At 38.9% G+C, this 23,992-nt stretch carries 25 protein-coding genes; 17 read left to right on the top strand and 8 right to left on the bottom strand.

Annotation, left to right across the window (positions count from 1 at the left end):
• Positions 1-245 precede the first annotated feature (245 nt).
• Positions 246-593 carry a YacC family pilotin-like protein gene (locus M1F03_RS05585; RefSeq protein ID WP_154622590.1) on the top strand — a complete coding sequence of 116 codons (348 nt, stop codon included), beginning with the start codon at positions 246-248 and terminating at the stop codon, positions 591-593.
• A gap of 39 nt (positions 594-632) precedes the next feature.
• Here the strand turns inward: M1F03_RS05585 and M1F03_RS05580 are convergent, their stop codons facing one another.
• The gene (locus tag M1F03_RS05580) at positions 633-1,676 is read right to left on the bottom strand and encodes an AbrB family transcriptional regulator (protein WP_154622591.1); all 1,044 of its coding nucleotides are present in this window, start codon (positions 1,674-1,676) and stop codon (positions 633-635) included.
• Between the two features lie 149 nt (positions 1,677-1,825).
• Between M1F03_RS05580 and M1F03_RS05575 the strand changes: the two genes are divergently transcribed.
• Complete coding sequence (locus M1F03_RS05575; protein WP_251463742.1) at positions 1,826-2,236, top strand: GNAT family N-acetyltransferase; 411 nt, start codon at positions 1,826-1,828, stop codon at positions 2,234-2,236.
• A gap of 54 nt (positions 2,237-2,290) precedes the next feature.
• Here the strand turns inward: M1F03_RS05575 and M1F03_RS05570 are convergent, their stop codons facing one another.
• Positions 2,291-2,923, bottom strand: coding sequence for a TetR/AcrR family transcriptional regulator (locus M1F03_RS05570; RefSeq protein ID WP_251463740.1), 633 nt, complete (start codon positions 2,921-2,923; stop codon positions 2,291-2,293).
• Between the two features lie 316 nt (positions 2,924-3,239).
• Here M1F03_RS05570 and M1F03_RS05565 point away from each other — a divergent pair, with 316 nt between their 5' ends.
• Positions 3,240-4,463 (top strand): Tm-1-like ATP-binding domain-containing protein, encoded by a 1,224-nt coding sequence (locus M1F03_RS05565; protein WP_251463738.1) that lies wholly within the window; start codon positions 3,240-3,242, stop codon positions 4,461-4,463.
• 10 nt (positions 4,464-4,473) lie between these two features.
• The gene (locus M1F03_RS05560; protein WP_154623571.1) at positions 4,474-5,301 is read left to right on the top strand and encodes a phosphoenolpyruvate hydrolase family protein; all 828 of its coding nucleotides are present in this window, start codon (positions 4,474-4,476) and stop codon (positions 5,299-5,301) included.
• A gap of 184 nt (positions 5,302-5,485) precedes the next feature.
• Here M1F03_RS05560 and M1F03_RS05555 read toward each other — a convergent pair whose 3' ends face one another.
• A complete protein-coding gene (locus tag M1F03_RS05555; RefSeq protein WP_195848170.1) occupies positions 5,486-6,190 on the bottom strand; it encodes a hypothetical protein in 705 nt (234 codons plus the stop codon).
• Between the two features lie 213 nt (positions 6,191-6,403).
• On the bottom strand, positions 6,404-7,300 hold the full coding sequence (locus M1F03_RS05550; protein ID WP_163860824.1) for a diaminopimelate dehydrogenase: 897 nt from the start codon (positions 7,298-7,300) through the stop codon (positions 6,404-6,406).
• Positions 7,301-7,508: 208 nt separating this feature from the next.
• On the opposite strand from M1F03_RS05550, the gene M1F03_RS05545 reads away from it, so the two are divergent.
• The 12 genes from M1F03_RS05545 (at position 7,509) to M1F03_RS05490 (ending at position 19,472) form a co-directional block, all read left to right on the top strand.
• Positions 7,509-8,855, top strand: a complete 1,347-nt coding sequence (locus tag M1F03_RS05545) for an MATE family efflux transporter (protein WP_154623573.1) — start codon at positions 7,509-7,511, stop codon at positions 8,853-8,855.
• A gap of 207 nt (positions 8,856-9,062) precedes the next feature.
• Entirely contained in the window at positions 9,063-10,382 is a 1,320-nt protein-coding gene (locus tag M1F03_RS05540) for a serine dehydratase subunit alpha family protein (protein WP_251463736.1), read from the top strand.
• A gap of 758 nt (positions 10,383-11,140) precedes the next feature.
• Entirely contained in the window at positions 11,141-11,515 is a 375-nt protein-coding gene (locus M1F03_RS05535) for a helix-turn-helix domain-containing protein (RefSeq protein ID WP_163860822.1), read from the top strand.
• 121 nt (positions 11,516-11,636) lie between these two features.
• Positions 11,637-12,173: a fimbrial protein gene (locus tag M1F03_RS05530; RefSeq protein ID WP_154622804.1), complete on the top strand. Its 537-nt coding sequence runs from the start codon at positions 11,637-11,639 to the stop codon at positions 12,171-12,173.
• A 67-nt stretch (positions 12,174-12,240) separates the two neighbouring features.
• On the top strand, positions 12,241-12,771 hold the full coding sequence (locus M1F03_RS05525) for a fimbrial protein (protein ID WP_154622803.1): 531 nt from the start codon (positions 12,241-12,243) through the stop codon (positions 12,769-12,771).
• Positions 12,772-12,850: 79 nt separating this feature from the next.
• Positions 12,851-15,469: an outer membrane usher protein gene (locus M1F03_RS05520; protein ID WP_318840103.1), complete on the top strand. Its 2,619-nt coding sequence runs from the start codon at positions 12,851-12,853 to the stop codon at positions 15,467-15,469.
• A gap of 69 nt (positions 15,470-15,538) precedes the next feature.
• Positions 15,539-16,339: a fimbria/pilus periplasmic chaperone gene (locus M1F03_RS05515; protein WP_251463732.1), complete on the top strand. Its 801-nt coding sequence runs from the start codon at positions 15,539-15,541 to the stop codon at positions 16,337-16,339.
• A 249-nt stretch (positions 16,340-16,588) separates the two neighbouring features.
• Positions 16,589-16,981 carry an MrfE protein gene (locus M1F03_RS05510; protein ID WP_318840102.1) on the top strand — a complete coding sequence of 131 codons (393 nt, stop codon included), beginning with the start codon at positions 16,589-16,591 and terminating at the stop codon, positions 16,979-16,981.
• On the top strand, positions 16,947-17,492 hold the full coding sequence (locus M1F03_RS05505) for a fimbrial protein (RefSeq protein WP_318840101.1): 546 nt from the start codon (positions 16,947-16,949) through the stop codon (positions 17,490-17,492). Before M1F03_RS05510 ends, M1F03_RS05505 begins: the two co-directional genes overlap by 35 nt.
• A 7-nt stretch (positions 17,493-17,499) precedes the next feature.
• Positions 17,500-17,997, top strand: a complete 498-nt coding sequence (locus M1F03_RS05500) for a fimbrial protein (RefSeq protein WP_251463725.1) — start codon at positions 17,500-17,502, stop codon at positions 17,995-17,997.
• Positions 17,998-18,005: 8 nt separating this feature from the next.
• On the top strand, positions 18,006-18,527 hold the full coding sequence (locus tag M1F03_RS05495; RefSeq protein ID WP_251463723.1) for a fimbrial protein: 522 nt from the start codon (positions 18,006-18,008) through the stop codon (positions 18,525-18,527).
• A gap of 63 nt (positions 18,528-18,590) precedes the next feature.
• Positions 18,591-19,472 (top strand): hypothetical protein, encoded by an 882-nt coding sequence (locus M1F03_RS05490; protein WP_154635726.1) that lies wholly within the window; start codon positions 18,591-18,593, stop codon positions 19,470-19,472.
• A gap of 45 nt (positions 19,473-19,517) precedes the next feature.
• On the opposite strand, the gene yjiA is transcribed toward M1F03_RS05490, so the two are convergent.
• From yjiA to M1F03_RS05475, 3 genes are all read right to left on the bottom strand, one after another.
• Entirely contained in the window at positions 19,518-20,489 is a 972-nt protein-coding gene (gene yjiA, locus M1F03_RS05485; protein ID WP_154622263.1) for a GTPase, read from the bottom strand.
• A gap of 23 nt (positions 20,490-20,512) precedes the next feature.
• Complete coding sequence (locus tag M1F03_RS05480; RefSeq protein ID WP_154622262.1) at positions 20,513-20,716, bottom strand: YbdD/YjiX family protein; 204 nt, start codon at positions 20,714-20,716, stop codon at positions 20,513-20,515.
• Between the two features lie 70 nt (positions 20,717-20,786).
• Positions 20,787-22,937: a carbon starvation CstA family protein gene (locus M1F03_RS05475; RefSeq protein ID WP_154622261.1), complete on the bottom strand. Its 2,151-nt coding sequence runs from the start codon at positions 22,935-22,937 to the stop codon at positions 20,787-20,789.
• A 66-nt stretch (positions 22,938-23,003) separates the two neighbouring features.
• Here M1F03_RS05475 and M1F03_RS05470 point away from each other — a divergent pair, with 66 nt between their 5' ends.
• The gene (locus M1F03_RS05470; RefSeq protein WP_196713438.1) at positions 23,004-23,159 is read left to right on the top strand and encodes a hypothetical protein; all 156 of its coding nucleotides are present in this window, start codon (positions 23,004-23,006) and stop codon (positions 23,157-23,159) included.
• A gap of 167 nt (positions 23,160-23,326) precedes the next feature.
• Here the strand turns inward: M1F03_RS05470 and M1F03_RS05465 are convergent, their stop codons facing one another.
• Positions 23,327-23,797, bottom strand: coding sequence for a WG repeat-containing protein (locus M1F03_RS05465; RefSeq protein ID WP_154622260.1), 471 nt, complete (start codon positions 23,795-23,797; stop codon positions 23,327-23,329).
• Positions 23,798-23,992 lie beyond the last annotated feature (195 nt).

Here is a 23,992-nt window from a genome sequence, read left to right as displayed (position 1 = left end):
ATAACCTTCCTTTTATTTATCAAATTAAAAACCGAGTAAAAATTCTATGGCACTGTAGGCTATTACCGTTTAGAGCCAAAATATGGTTTAATATCTAAAAATGATAAAGCTTCCCCTTACAGGAAGGTCAAGGAAACCATAGGGTTGTTAGGGGTATATTACACTTATTTAAGAAAAATATACTTGACTAACAATTCTATTATTATGTTAACGTTACTTGACATAAAAAACAGATAGAATATTGAATGCGCAAATTTACTGTGATTTTTTACATCATTACTCTGTTAGGGATAACACATTCTGCCAGAGCACTGACCCCCAATGAAGCTGAAGATCTTGCCGATCTGACGGCGGTTTTTATCTACCTAAAATATGATTGTGGCTATTCACAAATCCCTGATAGGGAAATTGAGCGCGCAATTGTCTATTTTGCCCGTAGTAATAAATGGGATCTTGGTGATTACGATTCTCACAAGATGACCATGCTCAACAAAGAAAGCTACAACGACCTAAAAGGTATCCCGCTATCACAAGAATTTAAGTGCCAATCTCTTGCCCGGGATTCATTAGGCTTGTTTGCTTATGTGAAATAATTCCCTCCCCTTCACTAGGGGAGTTATCATTATTTCACTTCAACCTTCCTTTTTCTTCACGCGTCTTTCTTGCCAAAACATCACTATCGAAGGGATACTTTGAATAATTACCATCCTAATGATGTGATTTGACATGACAAATCCAGCATCAAGGTTCATGGTGATCGCCGCAAATGTCATCGCTTCCATGCTTCCTGGCGCCCAAGCCAGCAGCAATACCGATAGAGGATAGCCAGTGACCCATGCAGCAAACAGTGTGATCAATAAGGTTAAAAAGATATTAATCACCACCACTTGGGCAGATGAATAGATATTTTTGATCAATGACGACAGTGGAAAAACAATAAAGTGGTTACCAATATTCATCCCGATCAAAACCATACTGAGCTCAGTGATCATCACCGGAAAATGAATTTGTACATCAAGCCAGCCTTGGATCAACGTCGCGGCACCTAATGATGTCAGCATAAAGGGGGCAGGAACATGCATTCGCTGCAATACCAAGCCTAATCCGAGTCCTGTTAATACAATCACCGTTAACCAGAAGGTCGCTTCCAATGTTAAGGATGGTAGTACAATCAGAGGCTGAGGATCCCCATGACTACCTACCACAATTCCTGCCAATAGAATTAAAATAATGAGACGGATCGTATGAGAAATCACGATTTTTTGTGGAGGCGTATGCGTATGATCTGTTAAGGCTAATATGGCAGCCATGGCTCCCGGAACAGAGCCCAGCATCGCTTCTTGTTTTGTCCATCCGACTTTGCGGTGAAACCAAAAATAACTGAATGAAAATTGGACAGCCAAGCAGACGACCAACAGCAGAAGAAGTAGAAATAGATTCTCTGCTTGCCCTAATGAGACTTGATTAAACATCAATCCCACGGACGTTCCTAATGATATCTGAACAAATGTGAGGGTATATTTGGGAATAGCAAATTGAATGTTGAAGCGATTAAAAACAATCACCGCAATGATTGGGCCAAACATAAGAGCGAGAGGTACGCCAAGATAAGTGAGGGTTCCACCAATTAAGGCACAAATAGCAATGCCTAAGCCCATCTTCAATAATCTTATCATCGCGAAATCCTATTACTCTAAGAGCACTTAGCGCATCGATATCATCTGTAATAGTCTTAATAGTATCTTCTTAATACTTTAAATTCATTAAATTATTAAATAGTATATAAACTCATAAATTATCATTACATTGAAAGATAAGAAAAATTATGGCAATACGCGTCGCAACATCCCCTGCTAAATCTGAAATTGCGCATATTCATCAATCATTGATTAACTATAACTTACAATTTTTCAGTGAAGATATTCATTCTCCATTAGCCGTATTTTATGAGCAAGAAGAGGCAATATTAGGCGGAATAACAGGTTCAATACTCGGAAATTGGCTACGAATTGACTACTTTTGGCTTGAAGAATCATTGAGGAAGCAAGGCATCGGTTCACAATTGCTACAAGCGATGGAAAATAAAGCGAGAGAGTTAGGTGCCAAATATGCTCAAGTCGATACGTTCAGTTTCCAAGCAAAACCTTTTTATGAGAAACAGGGCTATCAGGTGATCTCAACACTCATTGATTACCCAATTAAACATGAAAGATATTATTTTATGAAATCTTTGTAACTCCACCTATAAGGAACGATAGGTTTTCCCCTACCGTTCTTTTAATGCGATACCTCAGCATTCTCGGGCATGTTTATCTGCTGTGGCTTGGTTAATAATCGCTTTCGCCATCCACTGTGCAATTTCAATCACCTCAGCGTCATCTTGCTTCCAAATATCTTTGAGTACTAGAAAGATTTCAGAGCCATAAATGACTGAAAATGCTTTGATAACTTTATCAATAACATCTTGCGGATAATCATCTTTCATTGGTGCAGTAACCATCGCGAGGATATTTTTACGGTTTCCTCTTTCCAGTGGTTTTTCTTTAGGATCTTGCGTCAGAGCGCGACTTTGTGCCCACTGCTGTAACGATACTTGTAATGCGGCTCTCAAGACGCCTTCATGCTCAAACATTCTAGGGAGTGCATATGTCAGCAACTCCTCAATACGCTCTTCCGTTTTTTCACTTTGCGGTCGCCATGTCAAAATGGGCCCTAAACTGGCATTAACAGTTGCCGCAATCAAATCACTTTGCGTTGGAAAATAGCGATAAGCTGTCGCTCTTGATACGCCCGCCTCAATAGCAAGCTCCGAAATAGAGGGCATATCCCCTTTTTCAAAAAGAGCCAGTGCCGTATTCACCAATAAGTTATAAGTTCGCTTCCTTGTTCCTTTATATTCATGATTAGAATATGTGAATGACATCGTTTCCCTCCCTTTAAAACATGTTCGCTACTATAGTGAATGGGTGACTCATCATGACACTTTACAATGGCTACAGCTACTGCTTATTAATAACGATGAGAATGTTATCGTTCGTCTGTTATAAAAAATGCGGTTTTTAATATGCCATTAAAATTTTAAAATGCTTATTTATCATTGAGATAAAAATATAACATCATGATATTTAAATAAACCCCAAAAATGAGACTGCAATCTCATTTTACTTTTATCCAAAATGATACTATAGTCTCATTCAGATGAGAAATTAAACATCTTCCTAACCTGTAAGGATTTTCCGATGAAACAGCATCAGGGATACATCTATATAGCAACCACGCTAGATACTAAAAGCGATGAATTGTTCTATGTCTGCGATTTGATCAAAGAAGCAGGTTTATCTGTACGTTCAGTAGATTTGACGACGCAACCAACTCAACTAAACAGAAATGCAGATATTAAGGCTCTCACTGTTGCGGCTTACCATCCTTCCGGAGCTGAAGCCGTGTTTTGTGGTGATAGAGGAAAAGCCATTGAAGCTATGTCACAGGCTTTTAGTCTGTACCTCAGTGCCCAAGATGATGTTGCCGCTATTTTAGGTTTAGGAGGTTCCGGTGGTACAGCGCTAATTACTCCAGCAATGCAAGCGCTCCCTGTTGGCATACCTAAACTGATGGTTTCAACGATGGCGTCAGGGGATATATCCGGTTATATCGGTGCAAGTGATATTTCAATGATGTATTCGGTCACCGATGTCTCAGGTTTAAATGTTATTTCTCGTAAGGTATTAAAAAACGCTGCAAATCAAATTGCAGGTGCCGTTTATTTTAATCGTGAAGATAAATATGAAGAGGCATCAAAACCTGCTATTGCACTAACTATGTTTGGCGTCACTACCCCGTGTGTTCAACAGCTAACCGAGCAACTTGAATCACAATATGACTGCTTAGTTTTCCATGCGACGGGAAGTGGCGGTAAAGCCATGGAAAAATTAATTGATAGCCACTTATTAGATTCCGTATTGGACATCACGACAACGGAAGTGTGTGACTATCTGTTTGGTGGCGTTTTAGCATGCGATGAAGATCGTTTTGGCGCAATCGCAAGAACACAAACACCTTGTGTACTGTCATGCGGGGCGCTAGATATGGTCAATTTTGGTCGCCCATCGACAGTACCAGAGCATTATCGTGACCGGTTATTCTATAACCATAATTCACAAGTTACGTTAATGCGTACAACAAAAGAAGAAAATCAACAAATGGGTCGTTGGATTGCCGATAAGCTTAACCGCTGTGAAGGGGAAATTCGCTTTATTATTCCAACAGCCGGCTTCTCTGCACTGGATATTGAAGGTGCCCCATTCTGGGATCCAGAAGCAGACCAAGCCTTTATCAATGCATTAACCGAAAATCTTATAACAACAGAAAAACGCAAACTTATTTTGAGTCCGTACCATATCAACTCAATTGAGTTCTGCGAACAAGTTATTCAATTACACCAGGAAATTTTGAACAACAAGTAGAGGTTCATCAATGAAACATAATCGCGAAAGCTTACTGAAAAAATTCAGAGAGATGATCGCTCGAGGCGAACCAATTATTGGTGGTGGTGCCGGTACCGGCCTATCCGCAAAATGTGAAGAGGCTGGCGGTATAGACTTAATCGTTATTTATAACTCAGGTCGCTACCGTATGGCTGGACGCGGTTCACTCGCGGGCTTACTGGCTTATGGTAATGCTAACGAAATCGTGATGGACATGGCAAAAGAAGTTTTGCCTGTTGTAAAACACACACCTGTACTTGCTGGAGTTAACGGTACGGATCCTTTTTGCCAGTTTGACCACTTTCTTGACGAGATCAAAGCAAAAGGGTTTGCTGGGGTACAAAATTTCCCAACCGTTGGCCTAATAGATGGTAACTTTAGGGCTAACCTAGAAGAAACCGGCATGGGATATGGCTTAGAAGTCGATATGATCCGTTTAGCCCATGAAAAAGGGTTATTAACCACCCCTTATGTTTTCAGCCGTGAAGATGCGATAGCAATGACCGAAGCCGGTGCTGATATTATTGTTCCTCATATGGGCTTAACCACTGGGGGGAATATTGGCGCAGAAACGGCACTAACACTTAAAGATTGCGTACCTTTAATCAATGACTGGGCCAAAGCGGCAAAAGCAGTACGCGATGATGTCATTGTTCTGTGCCATGGTGGTCCAATTGCAACACCTGAAGATGCGGAATATATATTAGCAAACTGCCCTGAATGCCATGGTTTTTATGGCGCTAGCTCGATGGAACGTTTGCCAACTGAAGTCGCACTCACTGCAACAACCCAAAAATTCAAAACCATTAAGCGTTAATACGCAAAACAATATAAGCATAGGCTGCAAGCAAATAACGTTCATCAATCATAATTATTAAGCCGCTTTAATCACAATGAGACTTTGTCAACACCAGGGCACCTACTTCGGTAGGTGCTTTTTTATTTATTTTACCTTGTTGGCCTTGTGGCATATGAAGATTGTTACCTAATTAGACATTAGCCTATTTTTTACTTAATAGTTTAAAAAATAGTGGTAACACGACAGGTAAACCAAAATATAAAACACCAAAAGCAAAGGCAACGTGTGGTTTTTCAGGAAATTCTCCACCGTGTGGGATTGTATTATAGTAGTCGATTGACGATAAATAATTGGGCGTCAGTCCACCATAAGGGACTAGCGAAGACACGATGACTACCAGAACGATGCAAAACATAAAATTTACCGCCATCATAGCGGAATTCCCCAAATTCTCTTTACGCTCTTCATCAGTTCGGCTACTAAAACCGTATAATATGCGATTTAATATGGTGAAACTATATAAATAAAGGATCAGCGGTGAATCACCAAGCACGGAGTAATTAAACGCAAAAGCAAACAATCCGTATAATAATGCAAAACCTATCAACACCTTGATATTATTGGTTATTGACATAAAAACACCCGAGTGTACTAAAATAAACTCGAAGATAAGGATCAGCGTTAAGTTATAAATTAAAGCAACATCATAATATTCAGGAAAAAACCAAACAGAAAAAATAAAACCAACATAAAAAAGAGAAAAACACACACTTATTATTTTTGACAAAAAACGCAATACACTAAATGCATGTTTATTTTCTACAACTGTTTGTGGGGTGCTTTTTGCTGAAAAGAATGTTTTTGTCTCTGTGGTGATATTATTTTTTCTTTTTGAATTTTTAGCCATGATAAAGTCCTTTTTTATCTCAAACTATCTAGCTGACCTCATTGAGACAACGTCAATCATCCCATAAACTATCCACTAATAAGGTAAATGACAACATCGTTGCGGATAAAGAAGAATATAACGAGCTTTCTTAATACGATGCGACATTTGAAGTATAACGCGTATCAACGGAACTGGCATGAGTGCATTCATTACAATCATGCCATCCAGTGATTACACTAACTTAGCAATCAAATTATCAAGATCACCTTGTAAGAAATTCACTGGTGGAATTTCAATCACAGTATATGCCCCTGGTGATTGCTTCATCGTTGCTCGTGCTGCGGAAACCATAAACTGAGAAGTTAATGCTGGATTATTAATACGCATTGAGTATTCAAATAGTTGATTGTGTGTCGCGCCAGAAACACCTTTATGCGTCATATGTACACCATGACCAACGTCTTTTAGTGCATCCACACTATCCACTTGGCGAATATGTGTTTCATCGGAAGCAAAATAGCTATCCGCTTTAATGGCTTTAGCCACTTCATCAAAATTTGCATTTGCAGCGAGTTCCACATAAACCATGCGGCGATGCACTCCCGTACCCAGTGGAATGGTGACCGATAAGGCATCCTTCACCCCATCAATCGCTTTTGCTGCAACACTGTGCCCCATGCTCATTCCTGGGCCAAAGTTAGTATAAGTAACGCCTTTTGGTGCCATCGCTAACATTAAGGCACGCATAATGGAGTCAGAACCAGGATCCCAACCAGCAGAAACAATGGCAACGCTATCGCGTTGTTTAGCAGCCTTATCTAAACGTTTTTTTAATGCCACGATCTCTGAATGGACATCAAAGCTATCAACCGTATTAATCCCCAGATTTAAGATTTTCTCCGCTAAATCACCAATTACACGAGTCGGAGAGCACAGCAGCGCAACGTCTACTTTGCCTAATTTTTCAATATCATCGACAACAGTATGCCCGACTAACTCTGCTGGGATATCTTGTCCATTTCGACGAACTACGCCAACAAGTTCAAAATCTTCAGCTGCCAATACCGCTTCGAGTGCATAGCGGCCAATATTGCCGTATCCCACTATTGCGGCTTTAATTTTTGTCATTGTGACTCCTTTACTATGCTGATGTTGTTTTTTGCATTGATAAAATGAATATCAATCTAGAATAAATTAGCAGAATCATCATTATTAAACAAAAGATTAACTTCCTTTTAAATAAGCGTATTTAAACTCTATTAACTCAACATAAATGCGGGTAGAATCAGCCTACTTTTCTGGTATATCACTTTTTAAATTATTTTGAAGGTTCTTAATGCATCAATCTGATGTCACTGAGAGATCACTCTTTTCTCTCAGTTGGCCAATATTTATTGATATTTTTCTTCATTTGGCCACATTACTCATCAACACCTATATGGTGAGCCATGTTTCAACAGCCTACCTAGCGGCAATGGGGGTGGGAAATCAGGTATTTGATCTGTTTATCACCATTTTTAACTTTATCAGTGTGGGGTGTAGTGTTGTTATCGCGCAATATTTAGGGGCTGGGCGACGTGAAAAAGCCAGCCAAGCTATCCACATCTCTATCGCTTTCAACTTTTTATTAGGTTTTTCCAGTGCCCTGATTGCACTCTTTTTTGGTTATAAAATTCTTAGCATCATGAATACACCATCTCATCTTATGCAAGATGGTTATGCATACTTACATATTCTAGGAATCTGTTTAATCCCTGAAGCGATATCCATTATTCTTGCGGCTTGTTTGCGCGTCTATGGCAAAGCTCAACCTGCAATGTGGGTAACACTGATAGCTAACGTCATCACTGTATTTGGTAACATGATTGTTCTTTATGGCTTTTTTGGCCTGCCTCAATATGGCCTTGAAGGCGTCGCCTGGTCAACCGTCGTAGGGCGGGTTGTGGCTGTTATACTGCTATTTTGCTTATTATTTTATGGGCTAAGAATTAAGTTCTCCCCACAATTACTGATACGCTGGTCACGTAATATGTTAGGAAAAATCCTGCATATTGGCTTGCCATCTGCCGGCGAGAACTTAGTGTGGATCCTACATTTTATGACCGCATCTGCGTTTATCGGTTTAATGGGCGAAACATCGTTAGCGGCACAAACACTTTATTTCCAACTCTCACTTTTTATTATGCTATTTGGTATTTCAATCAGTATAGGTAATGAAATTATGGTGGGGCACCTTGTTGGTGCTAAACGTTTCGATGATGCTTACAAACGCGGGCTGAAAAGCCTCAAAATGGGCTTTTATGTCACGATTGGCGTAGTCTTTTTCTTCTGGTTATTCCGAGACCCTATTCTTGATAATTTAACTGAAGATCAAAGTATTATCCATGTGTTACTGCCTCTGTTCTTACTCTCAGTCTTTTTAGAACCGGGTCGTACCATCAATATTGTTATGGTTAACGCATTAAGAGCGTCAGGTGATGCGCGTTTCCCACTGTGTACCGCCATTATTTTTATGTGGGGCGTTGCGATTCCACTAGGCTATTTTCTTGGTATTAAAATGGAAATGGGCTTACTGGGTATTTGGATCGGCTTCTTTGCTGATGAGTGGTTACGTGGTTTAACCAATGCATGGCGTTGGCGTTCTCGGCGATGGCAAAATAAACGACTCGACCTCGAAAGTTGAGATTAACGTCACCTTACTCCTGCCTAAATATTTAGGCAGGAGACTTTGTGATAAAGGTCAAACTTAAAAATAGTTTCTATTTTTAACTAAATTCATAGAAAATATTTCTATAAAATTTAAACTTCCCCCCTAACATAATGAAAATTTTCTCCTCATAATTATTTAAAATACCCTTATTAATACGATGTTCTTGAAGGGGAATTTACGATGCAAACTCAAGCCCAGCCACTTCTTTGGCAGTACTTTATCAATGCAGTCAAACAAGAAGTTAAACCTGCTTTAGGTTGCACCGAACCCATTTCATTAGCACTCGCGGCAGCAAAAGCAGCCTCTTGTATTGAAGGTGATATTCTTCGAGTCACCGCATTAGTCTCACCGAACCTAATGAAAAATGGGATGGGTGTAACTGTGCCAGGAACAGGTATGGTGGGTCTGCCTATTGCTGCGGCATTAGGCGCTCTTGGTGGCGATGCGGATGCCGGACTTGAGGTATTAAAGTCAGCGTCAACTTCGGCTATTGAGTCGAGTAAAAACATGCTCGAACAAGGCCTAGTGACTGTGAATATTAAACAACCTTGTGATGATGTCATCTATTCAGAAGCGACAGTGTTTACTGACAAAGGTTCTGCAACAGCGATTATTGCAGGGTCACACACCAACCTCGTAAAGATGATGGTTAATAATGATGTCATTTTTGATATCAGCCAAAAAGCACCATTAAACACTTCCCCTGTTGATTGTGCTGCCGATGTCGCACTCCCTGAGGTGACCGCAAAAGCCGTTTATCAATTCGCAACCCAAGCCCCATTTGAAGATATTCGCTTTATTTTAGAAGCTGCACAGTTAAATGATGCACTCTCGCAAGAAGGGTTACGTCATGTCTATGGCTTGCACATAGGAAAAACACTCCAAGCTCAACGTGATCGTGGATTACTATCAAAAGATCTTTTATCTGAAATTATGATACGGACATCCGCAGCATCTGATGCTCGCATGGGAGGGGCGATATTGCCCGCGATGAGTAACTCAGGTTCAGGCAACCAAGGGATTGCTGCCACCATGCCCGTTGTTGTCACGGCAGATTATTTGCATTCAACAGAAGAACAATTAGCTAGAGCATTAATGCTATCCCATTTAATGGCTATCTATATTCATAATCAATTACCTGCCCTTTCCGCATTATGTGCTGCGACAACTGCCGCGATGGGTGCCGCCGCAGGTATCGCATGGTTGCTAGAATCACGCTATGAAGTCGTCGCAATGGCAATATGCAGCATGATCGGTGATGTCAGCGGTATGATTTGTGATGGTGCATCGAATAGTTGTGCCATGAAAGTTTCAACAAGTGCAAGTGCGGCCTACAAAGCCGTTTTAATGGCGCTCGACAACAGCTGTGTAAGAGGCTCTGATGGCATTGTTTCCGATGATGTCGATCAATCGATAGCAAATTTATGTTCGCTAGCGACAGGCTCAATGCGCCATACCGATGTGCAAATTATTGAAATCATGGCAGCCAAAGCCCGTTAATCCTAAGTAAGTCAAAAAAACAGACAACAGTAGATGTTGTCTGTTTTTTTATGTCACCTGAAAAAAATAGCAAAAAATAAACAATGCAGGTTATAAAAAATAATTGTTTTTTAATTTGCTTTGCTGCTAACCCACAATGATTAATGATAATGCCATTCCTTTTTAAATATCTATTCACCTATAAAAAGTAGGTAATTAAAACAGATTCAACTTATAATCAAATGGTTGATTTCTAATATTTATTACATTTTCTAAGCCATATAAATTGTATGGTTAATAGACTGATTTTTTTATCTCGCTGATAAACAATCCATTTTATTGTGAGCAACCAATAATTCATTACAAATAGACAATAATAGATACAAATTAACATGAGAGTGTTGCGAATGGTAACGGAAAAAATAGAAAGTATGAGTTTTTAATTATTTTAATATTTTATCTTTAATTGCTTCATTGAGTCTGTATTTTTAGCATTTTATGCTAGATATTTACCAACAAAAGTATGCCACAAAGGATGAATACATTGATTTTATTATCCTTTAATAAATTCCTTAGTTACTCCAGTTGAGAGTTTTTTATAAAAATAAAATAATTGCTATTTATAGAAGGTTTGATCTTAAAAAAAATACGTTTTATATTTGCTTAAAATCAGCACATTTAAATAAAACTTACAAAGAATAAATCGTATAGAAATAAACTCTTAAATAAATATTCATTATGTTGAATATTTTTACTTTATCCAACAAGGGGAAGAATCAATGAAAAAGAGTGAAGATATTAATATAAATGATTTTTTTTCATTTATCTCATTAGCTATTGGAAGAACATTAAAAAGGATAAGAAAAAGCCAAGGACTCACGGCGGGGCAATTTGGAAAATTAGTTAATTTAAGCCAACAACAAATGTCGCGTTATGAATGTGGAAGTAACCGCATAAATGTATGCTTACTACTGCTATTATTAGATAAAATCGATATTACTATCGATGAGTTTAACTTATTACTTATTGAAGAAATAAATATAGCATCTATTGAAAAATACATTGATTTAAATAAGGTGCTAAGTACATCCGTTTTCAATAAGGTCAATAATGATAGCAGTCCAACCTCCAGTTCACCGGTTTTATTCGGATAGAACTTTATTCAAACAAAAATAACAATCAGTCTCATGACGCTTCCTTTACAGTAATATCAATACTGTGGGGTTAAATTCTGCGACTTTCTAATAATAACCTACTTTTTTAAAGGAGATTCTTATGAAATTAAAATTTATTTTACCGATTTTATTATTGTCTGTCTCTGCGGTTGGAAATGTTTATGCGCTACGCGATCAGGGGCATGGCCAAATTAAATTTAAAGGCTCCATTATTGATGCACCTTGCTCTATTTCTCCAGAGACTAAAGAGATTATCGAACTGGGTCAAATTTCAAATATGGCATTAGTCATTGGCGGTAAATCAACTCCGCGACCGTTTGAAATATTATTAGAAAACTGTGATGTATCAAAATTAACTAAGGGGGTGCAATTAACCTTTAGTGGGGCAGCAGCCAGTTTTGATACAACCAATAAAACATTAGGAATTGTTGGTACAGGGTCAGGAGCTGGTATTCAAATTGCTAATGGCAGTGCTGGCGTGATCACGTTAGGGCAACCCACTCCATTCCAAAAGATCCAAAATAGTAATAATACCCTACAATTTTCGGCCTATCTGGTGGGGAATGGCGGTGATATCGACACGATAACTGTAGGTGAATTCTCATCGGTTGCAGATTTCACACTCAACTACGAATAACACACTCTTTCCACTGACAGTGAATAATTAAGAAAAATAAGTGGGAATTAATTTAGACAGAGGGCGAATGTTGAAATCAATGAATGTTTTTTTCGGTAGCTTTCTGCTCATAGGTACTGCAAATATGAGTACAGCCGTTACTCCCATTAAAATTGGTGGAAGTATTGTAGAAACAGCATGTTCAATTGATATGAGCAGCCGAGATCAAACTATTGATATAGGAACTCTTCCATTGACTCAAATTAGACGTAATGGAGAGAGTTCCCCTCATAAATTTACCATTCGTCTAATCAATTGTTCAATTGAGCGCACTACCTCGAATGATATTAATAAGCTAGGTTGGAAATATTTTCACATTACGTTTGAGAGCACCCAAGATAAAACATTGGTTAAAGATTATGGCGGTTCAGGCGGAATTGCACTAAGACTTAATGACCAATTTAACCGTATTATTATTCCTGATGTTCCTATACCAACACAAGATATCACTCAAGGCATTATAAACTTAAACTACCAATTAACATTGATTAATCGTGAAGAGAATTTACCGTCAGAGCTATATTACACTCAAATTCGATTTAAAGTCGACTATGACTAAAATATAAATAAAAAAGAAAAATAACAGTATCTTTAATTTTAATTTATTAGCAACACATTGACATTAGGGGAAACATATTATGGTCGCTATTCAACCGTACATTACGACCTGGCTTAACATAAAGACAATAATTATACCCTTACTGTTATTATCTTCATTCTCAATGAGCACGCAGTTAAATGAAATTGAATTCAACAGTAATATACTTGATATTAATGATCGAGCTAACATTAACTTAGCACAGTTTTCAAAACCTGGTTATTTAATGCCAGGAGAATACAGCTTCACTATTTATATCAATAATAGCTCCTTTAATGATGAGACAGTCTTTTTTTATCTTGATCCGAACAATAATGATGAGTCTACCGCTTGCGTATCGCCGGAAATCGTTAAGCAACTGGGTTTAAAGGCTGAATATAATGATGCATTAACATGGTGGCACGATAATCAGTGTTTAAATTTAAAGAGCCTGCCGGGTATGGAAGCCCGAGCCGATCTGCCTAAATCCGCCTTTTATATCAGTGTACCACAGGCCTATCTTGAATATACGGCAGATAATTGGGATCCACCTTCACGCTGGGAAGAGGGAATTTCAGGTTACTTATTTGATTACAATCTAACTTCCCAAATTAATCAACAAACACATAAAACCAATAATACGACCTACAGTATTAATACTACCGGCATCACGGGATTTAATACTGGCGCTTGGCGTTTTCGTGTTGATTGGCAAAGCCGTATTAATAAAACGCAAGGACAACAGCAGCAAAATGATTTTGATTTGAGCCGTTATTACAGTTACCGAGCAATTAAATCACTTGGCGCAAAGTTAACACTAGGTGAAAACTACTTTACTTCTGACATTTTTGATAGTTTCCGCTTTAGCGGATTTAGCCTTATTACCGACGATAATATGTTACCGCCAAATCTTCGAGGTTATGCGCCCGAAATCACTGGTGTCGCGAAAACCAATGCAACTGTCATTGTTAGCCAACAAGGTCATATTATTTATCAAACCCAAGTTCCCGCAGGGCCTTTTCGAATTCAAGATTTAAATGATGCGCTCTCAGGAGAGATACGAGTAACGGTTCAAGAACAGGATGGCAGTACGCAAACTTTTACCCTTTCAACTGCTACTGTGCCTTATTTAACTCGTCCGGGGCAAATTCGTTATAAACTTGCTGCGGGCAAAACCTCTGATTATCAGCATCGGATCAATAGCGATATCTTTGCGAGTGGTGAATTTTCGTGGGGAATAAACAATAACTGGTCATTGTACGGCGGCAGTGTTACCGCTAATAACTACCTCTCAGCCGCCTTAGGCGTTGGCCGTGACCTAACGATATTTGGCGCCCTCTCCTTTGATGTCACTCATTCTAGAGCCAGTCTAACCAATATGTATGATATTGGAGACAGAATATATCAAGGTAGTTCTTATCGATTAAGTTATTCAAAGCGCTTTGATGAGGCAAATAGCCAAGTGACGTTTGCTGGTTATCGATTTTCGGAAGAAGGTTTTATGAGCATGTCGGAATACCTTGATGCTCAAACCAGTGGTATTCGTCAATTTAATAGTAAAGAGATGTACACCATTTCGTATAACCAACAGCTAACTACGCTGGGTTTAAGCGCTTATTTAAATTTCTATCACCAATCCTATTGGAATAAGCCAAACAGTGATCGCTATAGTTTATCATTGGCAAAATATTTTGATTTAGGGTCTTTTAAAAACTTAAGTTTAAATATGACTGAATTTTATAATCGCGCTGATCAGCAAAATGATTATGGTACGTACTTTTCTTTATCAATTCCTTGGGGTGAATCAAAAACCATTTCATTAAGTAGCAATTGGAATAAAAATGATACTTCGAATCAAGCCAATTATTACAGCCGATTAGATCAAAGCAGTCATTACAGCCTTAATTCAGGCATAAACCGCGATGGCACATCGATTGGCGGTTCATATAATTATGATGGCAGCTATGCAGCAATCAGCACCAATACTAGCTATCAATATAACCGCTATCGTTCCGCTGCACTGAGTATTAATGGTGGTCTCACTGCCACTAAAGAAGGTGTTGCATTACATCGTATTAATCAAATGGGTGGTGCTCGCATCCTAGTTTCAACCGATGGTGTAGAAAATATACCGATACAAGGATTTGGTGCAGTCGTTAACACCAATTCCTTTGGTTATGCAGTTATTAATGACATCAATAGCTACTACCGCAATCAAGTACGTATTGATGTCAATAAATTGCCGGATACCGCGGCGATTAGCCAATCCATCAAACAAGCGACACTGACGGAAGGAGCGATTGGATATCGCCAATTTGAAGTGGTCTCTGGCACGAATGCAATGGCAATAATTCGCTTAGCAGATAATAGCTTTCCTCCATTCGGTTCCACCGTAACTAATACACGAAAAAAACAAGTTGGGATCATTTCCGATGACGGGAGCATCTACTTAACTGGCTTAAAAGCTAGTGACACATTAGACGTCACATGGAATGGCAGCGTTCAATGCCAAATACATTTACCAGAAACCTTTCCCGATGAAAGCGTTTTGATGACCAACTGGTTATTACCTTGTGTGAGCGAAAATCAGCCACCGCCACCATTAGAAAAGTATTTGGAAGTCTCGCCAATGCCAATTAGCCCCAAATCAATTAAACCAACACGCTGGCTAACAAAGTAGCGCGTTAAAAAGAATACCTATTTTAAGCAAATAACAATGATTAGAAATTTATTAATAAAGAGATTTGATATGAAAAAGTTACTTATTAAAACAGTAAAAAATCAATATTTACATCGACACCACTTAATTAGCACGCTTTTAACGACGATAATATCCGTCAATTTTTCAACTGCACAAGCTGCAATCGCACTGGATCGTACTCGTGCTATTATCACGAGTGACGACAAGTCTATTTCATTAAATATTAGCAATGAAAATAAACAATTACCTTATTTAGCTCAAGCTTGGCTAGAAGATGGCAGTGGAAATAAAACCAACCTTCCCTTTACAGTGATTCCCCCAGTGCAACGGCTTGAAGCAGGCACAATAAGCCAGATAAAAATACTTGCGCTTCCACCTAGTATCAAAAATTTACCGTTAGACCGCGAGTCTGTATTTTATTTTAATTTGCGTGAGATCCCACCAAAAAGTGATAAACCCAACACGCTTCAACTTGCATTACAAACGCGTATAAAACTGTTTTATCGCCCAACAAGTATTATCCCAACAAATGGAGCAATGAGCGAACCATGGCAAGAAAAACTAACCTTAACACGTCAAGATGGCCAATATATTGTCAATAATCCGACGTCTTTTTTTATTACCATTGTCGATGCGAGCTCCCGTAAAAAGGGTCAATCAATAGCAAATTTTGAACCCATTATGATTGAGCCTAAAAGTTCGGCTCCTCTCAATTTAACAATTAAAACATTAGGGGATACACCTGTTTTAACCTATATCAATGATTACGGTGGCCGCCCCACCTTGATATTTAATTGCCAAAACACGCAATGCAACGTTATTCCCGATAAGAATAGTGAAGGGAATTAATACCATACTCAGTTGCAAGGCGTTTTTTATGAACGCGGTAAGCCGTTCATATTTCCTGCACTGGCTATAGTTCTCACAATATTGAAGGTTTGTATTTTCGCTCAATGAGCGTTCGATAGTGATTAGGAGGAAACATGCGATATTTTCATCAAAGAATTATTATTGCATTAGTCACTTTTTTTTTTATTATTCCCTGTATTTTCAGCGATAACGTCTGCTGAGCAACAAACGCTTCATTTTTCAATTGTCGTGAGTCAAGAGCCAGAATGCAGTGTCATTAATAGCATCACAGATATCGGTGATATATATGAAACATTAATTGATGGTACTGATTATAAAAAAACGCGAATTAATTTTAATTTAACCTGTAAACAGGTTCTCATTAACTCATTTAAAATGACATTATTTTGGCCATCAAGTGCAATCATGGATGGAAAATCAGTCGTCTTAACGAGTATCCCCAATTTGGGTTTAGCTATTTATAACGAAAATAAACCGCTAAACAATAACGCTACTATTAATTTCACCTATGGAAATCAACCTCCTGTGTTATTCGCTGTTCCAATCAAACCTAGTGGAGTCTCACTACAGCGTAATGGAACTTTCAATGGAACAGTTGTTATGTCCATCGATTATCAATAAGGAAAACACAATGATACTTTACCCAAAACGCATTATTTACCTGTTATTTTTGGGGTTATTAATTTCGAATAGTTATGCGGCATCTTACAACCTTACTATTAAAGGAAATTTAAAAATAGAATCCCCCGTGTGTCTATTAAATACTAATTCCCCAAAATCCGTTAGCTTCGGTGATGTTTTATTAATAAGGTTAAATGGTGCCAATTATAAACAAACGATTCCTTTTGAATTAACATGCCATAATATATTAAAAAACAATTTAAAATTAAAAGTGATTGGTAATCCAACCCGCTTCAATAGTTATGGTGGGTTGAGCACCTCTAATAGTAAGATTGGGATTGTATTTTATATTGATAGCATTCAGCAGCCAATCAATACATTACTCGATTTTAACTATAATCACCTTCCTAACATTGAAGTTGCTCCAATAAAGGATATGAGTGCGAACTTTAGTGATACCGATGGTGGCCAATTTTCGGCTACAGCTATGCTTCAAATTGAATATCAATGAGGTTATTATGAAAAAAACAACCTTATTAACCTTGATAATGATAACGGCATCATTCCCACTGATTGTACTCGCCAATTGGGAATTTACCGGTAATTTGATTATTCCGCCAATATGTCAACTTGCTGAAGAAAATCCATTGCAAGTGTCATTTGGTAAAATTGGGATCCAAAAAATTGATGGCGATGCTTTTCGTAGACAAATTCCATTTACACTTAATTGTAATAAAAATACGCATCCATTATGGGATGTTAAATTAACCTTCAGTGGTAATTTAGCTGGCCGAGGATTTGATGACTCAACACTTTATACTCAGACCCTTAAAAATAATGGAAAGATAGGGATCCAAATACAGGTTGATGGTGTACCACAACCTTTAAATAAGCCTTTCTCTATTAATATTAATGCACCACCTATTATTTCGGCTGTCCCTGTAAAGCTCGCTAATACCCATCTGATTGCTGATGAGTTTACGGCTTCGGGTTATTTAACTATCGATTTTCAATAGGAAAAATCATGATCCCGTTTAATACTATTTTAGGCCTCCTATTTTTCGCAATGGCAGCGCCCAGCTTTGCCACTAATATTAATTTTGATGGTCAGCTTATTGAAGATGCTTGCGATATTTTCCCTGGTGATGAAAATATTGAAATTGATTTTGGTACTGTCGTTAATCAATATCTGTACACATACACAAGAACAAAAGGTATCCCTTTTAAAATACGCTTAATTAATTGCGACTTAGAATTAAGTAAAAGTGTCACGATTAAATTCAGTGGTACAGAAAGTTCAATATCCCTGGGGCTAATTGCCCTTATACCATCAAGTTCGGCGAGAGGAATTGCACTTGGTATAGAATCACAAAGTGGTGATTTAATTCCTATAAACAAAGGAAGCCACACGAATAGGATATTAACTAAAAATAATTCGTTAGCACTACAGGCTTTTATTCAAATAGACCCTGAAGCACTATCAAATAAATCACTGATATTAGGCGATTTTATTGCAACGGCAACTTTTGAACTTGATTACAATTAATTCAGTATAAGATGACATCTTCCTCATAGAGTCATTTCATTAAATATTAATGAGATATTAGTTATGACAAAGAGAAAACAATATTTAATATTTATACTATTTATCAGCCTATTATTTATAAATTTTTCGGCTATCGCCGCATCTTCATGGGCGAGCCCTTATCAAATCGTTAGGGTTGGCAATCAAGTTCAGCTTCGATTTGATTGGGGGATCGATTTATCTGGAGAGGCTAATGGCACAATTTCTTGCGGTAGTCTTCAATGTTTTTTTGGCCCAATCCCGAGAACTGGGTTAGGTCCCTCAAATATGGGTACCGACTGTGACCAAGGTGGATTCTGTAATGGTAGGGCAGCGTTGATAAACCAATCCATGATATTGGTTCCTAACAACATCACTTATCAAGAAGCCTATCAGCGCTATGTCAACGCTAAAGGAAGTCGTGGCACCTACCAAATTAGCGAAGGAAATCGATTCATCTGGTCCTCACCTGCAACAAAGTGGGGCTCACTTTGTATTGGATTTGCCTCAGTTCCGCAGAATAAAGTCTCTGTGTCAGTCCTTGCACAAAATGCAACTTGTGGCGTCGTTACCCCCGCCAATCTGTCATGTAGCGCGACCGTTCCTAATTCACTTGATTTTGGTATTGTAAAAGCAGGAGAGCCTATTTCAAGTACAGCGATTGGTACTGGCTCTGTAAAATGCGACACGACTGCCAATGTCCGTGTTTCCGTCCTCGGCAACATGCCAAAGCTCGATGGCAAAACAATTCAACTTTTTATCAACAACACTCCAATCATCAATCAAACCAACACTGGAGGGTCAACGGGAGCGATTGTTGGGCGAGGTCAAAATGTCACTCTTGATTTTCGAGCTAATATTGATGGCGTTTTCTATAATGCAGGTCACTTCACCTCATCAACGGCAATACTCTTTTCTTATGACTGATATTTTCCCTTCCCTAAATGGGAAGGGATGTTAAATACGGTTTCGTTATTGACTCTCAGCCTTGTTAAGTTGAGAAAACTTTTCGCGAATTTCCTTTTCTGGCAAATGGATACCAATAAAGACCAGTATGCTGTTGCGCGCTTCTCCGACTTCCCATTCTCTATCCCAATCTGCACTATAAAGGCGTTGTACCCCTTGGAATAGTAAACGTTTAGGTTCATCTTTAATCGATAAGATACCTTTATAACGCAATAAGTTATCAGCAAAACCGAGTAACAGTTCTTCCATGACCTGTGATACCGCCATTAACTCTACAGGATAATCAAATTCAACCACTATCGACTCAACTTCATTTTGCTGTTTTGGCGTAAATCGGAATGTTGGCTGATTGACTTGAAGTTGTGAGTCTAATAAAAAACCTTGAATATTAAATAATAAATCAAGGTCGATAGCACCATGGATCACTGGGTAAATTGGCGCACGAGCGTTAATACGCTGTAAGCGTTCAATGAGTGCTTCATGATGAGGTTGTATATCGGTTTTGGTGAGTAGAATTCTATCTGCATAGCCGATTTGCGCTTGTGCTATCGCAAAATCATTCAGTTGCTTGTCTGCATGAAGAGCATCGACCAAAGTAATAATACCATCTAACAGATAACGTTCGCATAAGGCTTCATGCGAAAAAAAAGTTTGCGTAATAGGACCAGGATCCGCCATTCCTGTGCATTCAATCACTAACCTATCAAAATCTAACTTGCCATTATCTAACGCATCTAACAAATCTAATAAGGCATTTTCTAATTCATTGGAACGGCTACAACAGATACAACCATTACTCAATGTGGTGATTTGTGTTGCGCGATCACCAATAATGGCATTATCAATCGGTACTTCACCAAACTCATTTTCAATGACCGCGATTTTATGGCCATGATCAGCTTGTAGAATATGACGTAATAAGGTGGTTTTTCCAGCGCCGAGAAAACCCGTTAAAATCGTTACAGAGATAGGTTTCATTGTTATCCTCATTATGTCATCAATTAACAGCAGCGAAATCCACCTTTACCGCTACCACCATAACGCGCATCTTGGCGTTCGCGAAAGAACTCTTTGTACGTCATGACAGGCTTATCAGGATGATTGTCTGCCATGTGCTGTACATAAGTATCATAATCAGGGATACCCACTAACATACGCGCAGCTTGCCCAAGGTATTTACCTGTTTTGCCTAAATTTCCAAACATAGTATCACTCCAATACAAATGCCCTACATCGTGTTTATCACCATGCAGGGCACCGTTTATCGACTAAAGATTAGTGTGATGATGTTTTCACACCTTCTTTAGGTACTGGCACATAAGGTGTTTCTGCATCGGTACGTTCTGGGTTTTTATATGCCTTCATTGCCGTTCTGATACCATAGAAAATAATACCGTAGACGACAACTAAGAACAGGATACTTAGACCCGCATTAGTATAGTTATTAATAATAATGTGATTCATGTCGGTGATTTGCTGTGCAGTTAAATCAGCACCACCCGCAGCAATTTTCTCTTTATACGATTTCGCAAGATAGAGGAAACCTTCAAGTTGAGGGTTGTCACTGAATAGTTTCAATCCTAGTGCCCATGTAGTACAAATCAATAACCATACCGCCGGCAATACGGTGACATAGATATATTTACTCCGTTTCATCTTGATTAAAACGACAGTACTCAGGACTAAAGCAACCGCTGCCAACATTTGGTTCGAAATACCGAACAGTGGCCATAGGCTCTTAACGCCACCTAATGGATCGACAACACCTTGATATAATAGGTAACCCCATAGGCCAACACATCCCGCCGTTCCAATAATACCTGCAATTAAGGAGTCGGTTTTTTTCAGGAATGGAACGAAGTTACCCAATAAATCTTGTAGCATAAAGCGGCCTGAACGTGTTCCCGCATCCAACGCTGTTAGGATAAATAAAGCTTCAAAGAGAATACCAAAGTGATACCAGAAGCCCATATTGGCAGCAGGCATAATTTCATGGAATACATAAGCGATACCAACCGCTAGTGTTGGTGCACCACCAGCACGGTTCAGGACAGAAGGCTCACCGATATCTTTCGCCGTTTGCATGATCTGCTCAGGTGAAATGACGAATCCCCATGAACTGACGGTTGCAGCTGCATGCACAGACACATCTTTTAGCTGTGCCATAATTGCAGCACCATCTGGACCACCAAGCTCATGTAAATTAGGCATTGTGATACCTAAAGCAGCTGGCGGTGTATTCATGGCGAAATAAAGGCCTGGTTCGATAATGGAAGCAGCAACCAATGCCATAATCGCAACAAATGATTCCATCAACATCGCACCATAACCGATGTAACGCGCATCTTTTTCGTTAGCCAGTAGTTTTGGTGTTGTACCAGATGCTATCAAAGCATGGAAGCCGGATACTGCGCCACATGCGATGGTGATAAACAGGAATGGGAACAGCGTACCCTTCCAAACAGGACCTGTACCATCGACGAATTGTGTCACTGCTGGCATTTTCAATTCAGGATTTAAAATCACGATCCCAATAGCCAAGCCAACAATAACCCCAATTTTCAGGAAAGTAGCCAGATAATCACGAGGAGCTAGGATCAACCAAACAGGTAATAAAGCCGAAATAAAAGCATAACCAACTAAAACATAAGTAATGGTCGTATCTTTAAAGGTGAGAGCAGGTCCCCAATATGGGTCATGCGCGATCACTCCACCAAACCAGATAGATAAGATCAGCAAAGCAATACCAATGACTGAGACTTCCCCGACACGTCCGGGGCGGATATAGCGCATGTATATCCCCATAAACAGTGCAATTGGAACCGTCGAACAGACAGTAAATACACCCCATGGACTTTCAGCCAATGCTTTAACCACAATCAGCGCTAATACTGCAAGAATAATAATCATGATCAAGAAACAGCCAAAAAGGGCAATCGTCCCTGGAATTGGGCCAAGCTCTTCTTTGACGATTTCCCCTAATGATGCACCATTACGGCGTGAAGAGATGAACAACACCATAAAATCTTGCACCGCTCCCGCCAGTACCACCCCAGCGAGTAACCACAATGTTCCGGGTAAATAACCGACTTGGGCTGCTAATACAGGTCCTACTAATGGCCCCGCCCCCGCAATAGCGGCAAAGTGGTGACCAAATAACACGTTTTTATTAGTCGGTACATAGTTCAAACCATCATTATTAATCACGGCGGGTGTCGCGCGCGTTTCATCCAGCTTCATCACTTTTTTGGCGATATATAAGCTGTAATAACGATAGGCTATAAGGTAAACAGCGACGGAAGCCACAACTATCCATAATGCGCTAATGTGCTCCCCACGTCTGAGTGCGACTACCCCTAAACAGATCGCACCAATTATCCCCAGTATCATCCAAGGAATGTGCTTTAAAATACCATTTTTGTTCATAGAACACCCTTCTAAGGTAAAACGTACTTTTTTCGTGTTTTATTGACTTATCAAGGACAAACTAATTTGAAAGAGCGTAATGTTGTCGCAGTTAAGTCTGTTTTTGGCAGCCGTTATCACCATGTGTTAAGAAAAAGTTTGAGCTCTGCCATGGTTTATATGGTAGAAAATATCTATTTAAGAATGGCTAAAGTAAGCGTGAGCGGTTACATACAAAATTAAGCGGTCAAATTTTCACTGTGAATGGTTTTATTAGAAGAAAAAAGACCGCAGAAGTGTGATTTACTTAACAATAAACATTTATTATCAATAAGTTAATCATATTAATTGAAATGACAAAAATAAAACAATTTGTTACGTAGAAGCAATATAAACATCACTATCATCATTTAGTGATTGGGCTTTACCGTGCGACCGTTCAAATCAATCCATTTCCATTGACCGCCAGTCCACCAGCTATGTTCACCAGCCGTTTCGGTTTTGCAGCCTATCCCCACATTCGCGATACCATTTTCAAATGGATAAGCACAATCATATTCTGCGGCGATGACAATATCCCCTGTCTTTGCGTCAGCAAAACCAATTTTGTCGCCCTGTCGAATACGATAAACCCCCTCCTGAGCTTCATCAGGCCAATTATCAAAATAATAAGGTCGGTAAACCTCATTCCCCTGCCGGTCAATCACAATTACGCCCTGTTTAGGCTGGTTTTTTAAACAATAACGATAGGCAGAATCGGCTTCAAAACAGTTTAATGGTTTATCAGGTTGCTCCAGAAACTGAGCAAATTGTTCCGACAATGAATTGGCAAATGATATCGCGGGTATCACGATTAACATAACTATTAAACGTTTAATCATTTTTATTTCTTTTTAGAGCTAAATAAGTTGACCTCAATATACTGGGTATTACTGATCGTTAAACTAAGAATAGAATGAAAATGAGCCAATCAGATCATGGAAAAATTCCCCCAATAAATTCATTTACTTATTAATGATAATAAGAGAAATACAATTTTAAGAATTACATTAATGAGAAAAAACAACAGCATAATA

This window comes from Providencia sp. PROV080 (assembly GCF_033688105.1).
Classification (GTDB): Bacteria; Pseudomonadota; Gammaproteobacteria; order Enterobacterales; family Enterobacteriaceae; genus Providencia; species Providencia zhejiangensis.
The sequence above is the reverse complement of the archived record's forward strand: the minus strand, read 5'-3'. Positions and strand labels throughout refer to the sequence as shown.

Bases quoted from the DNA above. Each gene is read 5' to 3' on its own strand.
- M1F03_RS05585 (WP_154622590.1), top strand. From the start codon at position 246: ATGCGCAAATTTACTGTGATTTTTTACATCATTACTCTGTTAGGGATA.
- M1F03_RS05580 (WP_154622591.1), bottom strand. From the start codon at position 1,676: ATGATAAGATTATTGAAGATGGGCTTAGGCATTGCTATTTGTGCCTTA.
- M1F03_RS05575 (WP_251463742.1), top strand. From the start codon at position 1,826: ATGGCAATACGCGTCGCAACATCCCCTGCTAAATCTGAAATTGCGCAT.
- M1F03_RS05570 (WP_251463740.1), bottom strand. From the start codon at position 2,923: ATGTCATTCACATATTCTAATCATGAATATAAAGGAACAAGGAAGCGA.
- M1F03_RS05565 (WP_251463738.1), top strand. From the start codon at position 3,240: ATGAAACAGCATCAGGGATACATCTATATAGCAACCACGCTAGATACT.
- M1F03_RS05560 (WP_154623571.1), top strand. From the start codon at position 4,474: ATGAAACATAATCGCGAAAGCTTACTGAAAAAATTCAGAGAGATGATC.
- M1F03_RS05555 (WP_195848170.1), bottom strand. From the start codon at position 6,190: ATGGCTAAAAATTCAAAAAGAAAAAATAATATCACCACAGAGACAAAA.
- M1F03_RS05550 (WP_163860824.1), bottom strand. From the start codon at position 7,300: ATGACAAAAATTAAAGCCGCAATAGTGGGATACGGCAATATTGGCCGC.
- M1F03_RS05545 (WP_154623573.1), top strand. From the start codon at position 7,509: ATGCATCAATCTGATGTCACTGAGAGATCACTCTTTTCTCTCAGTTGG.
- M1F03_RS05540 (WP_251463736.1), top strand. From the start codon at position 9,063: ATGCAAACTCAAGCCCAGCCACTTCTTTGGCAGTACTTTATCAATGCA.
- M1F03_RS05535 (WP_163860822.1), top strand. From the start codon at position 11,141: ATGAAAAAGAGTGAAGATATTAATATAAATGATTTTTTTTCATTTATC.
- M1F03_RS05530 (WP_154622804.1), top strand. From the start codon at position 11,637: ATGAAATTAAAATTTATTTTACCGATTTTATTATTGTCTGTCTCTGCG.
- M1F03_RS05525 (WP_154622803.1), top strand. From the start codon at position 12,241: ATGTTGAAATCAATGAATGTTTTTTTCGGTAGCTTTCTGCTCATAGGT.
- M1F03_RS05520 (WP_318840103.1), top strand. From the start codon at position 12,851: ATGGTCGCTATTCAACCGTACATTACGACCTGGCTTAACATAAAGACA.
- M1F03_RS05515 (WP_251463732.1), top strand. From the start codon at position 15,539: ATGAAAAAGTTACTTATTAAAACAGTAAAAAATCAATATTTACATCGA.
- M1F03_RS05505 (WP_318840101.1), top strand. From the start codon at position 16,947: ATGGAACAGTTGTTATGTCCATCGATTATCAATAAGGAAAACACAATG.
- M1F03_RS05500 (WP_251463725.1), top strand. From the start codon at position 17,500: ATGAAAAAAACAACCTTATTAACCTTGATAATGATAACGGCATCATTC.
- M1F03_RS05495 (WP_251463723.1), top strand. From the start codon at position 18,006: ATGATCCCGTTTAATACTATTTTAGGCCTCCTATTTTTCGCAATGGCA.
- M1F03_RS05490 (WP_154635726.1), top strand. From the start codon at position 18,591: ATGACAAAGAGAAAACAATATTTAATATTTATACTATTTATCAGCCTA.
- yjiA (WP_154622263.1), bottom strand. From the start codon at position 20,489: ATGAAACCTATCTCTGTAACGATTTTAACGGGTTTTCTCGGCGCTGGA.
- M1F03_RS05480 (WP_154622262.1), bottom strand. From the start codon at position 20,716: ATGTTTGGAAATTTAGGCAAAACAGGTAAATACCTTGGGCAAGCTGCG.
- M1F03_RS05475 (WP_154622261.1), bottom strand. From the start codon at position 22,937: ATGAACAAAAATGGTATTTTAAAGCACATTCCTTGGATGATACTGGGG.
- M1F03_RS05465 (WP_154622260.1), bottom strand. From the start codon at position 23,797: ATGATTAAACGTTTAATAGTTATGTTAATCGTGATACCCGCGATATCA.